Below are 1,015 nucleotides of genomic sequence, written 5' to 3' on the forward strand. Positions count from 1 at the left end.
TGCCCGCCAGCGAGATGATGGCGGCAGGCTCCCTGATTGGTCAGAAGGTGATCATGAACGAGTTCGTCGCCTATCTGGACTTTGCCAATATCAAGGCAGACCTGAGCGCCCACACCCAGATCATCATCACCTTCGCGCTGTGCGGTTTTGCCAATCTGGGCTCCATTGCGGTGCAGCTCGGCTCCATCGGCACCATGGCGCCGGAGCGCCGTCACGATGTAGCCAATATGGGCTTCAAGGCGGTGTTGGCGGCGACCCTGGCCAACCTGATGAGCGCTACTCTGGCCGGGATCTTTGTCTCCCTCTGAGGAGATAAAGCCAGGTTGCGCCAGTAAAAAAAGCGCCCGCCCCATCTGGGGCGGGCGCTTTGCTTTATGGGCAGGGTGCTAGCGAGTGTTCGCTTCTCCCAGCCTGGGGTTGAGGGAGAGGATCCGGGTCTTGCTGACCCGGTGGCGATAGATCTCCCGCAGATAGAGCAGCGCCTTTTTCACCGATTCGCGACTGAGACGAATATCGTTGATGGAGACGAACTTCTCTTTCTCGCGGATAAGCTCCCGATATTTCTTCTCATACATGGGCTTGATGGCGTACCAGTTGGTATCGAGGATCTTTGCCGGGTTTTCGAACTCGTTGAGCATGCTGTCGAGCAGCGCATCGTTCCACTCGTCATTACAGATCATCTCGATCACTGCTTTGTCCAGATGTTCATCGAAGCGATAGTGATCCTTGGCAAAACAGCGTTTGATAAAGGCCACGATCAGGGTCAGGAAGTCATCGCTCAGGCAGGGGCTCTTGACGATCAGGGTGGTGAGGGAGATGTTAGCCGACGCCCCAATGACCAGCGCATAGCGCTTGAGAGTGGTATTGGGAAAGAGCCCGTTGAGGTGAGACTTGAGCCGGTTGAGATCCATATAGGAGAGCTTGTACTCCTTGGGCAGGGAGATGATCGACACCACAGAGGAGCAGTTCTTGAAGAAGTGCAGCTCGTTGAGGTGAGCCGGGTCATGGCCACTTT

1 protein-coding gene and 1 pseudogene are annotated in these 1,015 nt (G+C 56.0%); one reads left to right on the forward strand and one right to left on the reverse strand.

Going from position 1 to position 1,015, the window contains the following annotated elements; all coding sequences use genetic code 11:
• Nucleotides 1–308 (forward strand): nucleoside transporter C-terminal domain-containing protein (locus BN1117_RS07180; RefSeq protein ID WP_040096088.1); only part of this gene is annotated, 308 nt, incomplete at its 5' end.
• Nucleotides 309–386: 78 nt separating this feature from the next.
• On the opposite strand, the pseudogene BN1117_RS07185 reads toward BN1117_RS07180, so the two are convergent.
• Nucleotides 387–1,015, reverse strand: a pseudogene (locus BN1117_RS07185) (hypothetical protein); the annotation flags it as partial.

Origin of the sequence: Aeromonas australiensis (genome assembly GCF_000819725.1) — a bacterium.
Taxonomy (GTDB): Bacteria; Pseudomonadota; Gammaproteobacteria; order Enterobacterales; family Aeromonadaceae; genus Aeromonas; species Aeromonas australiensis.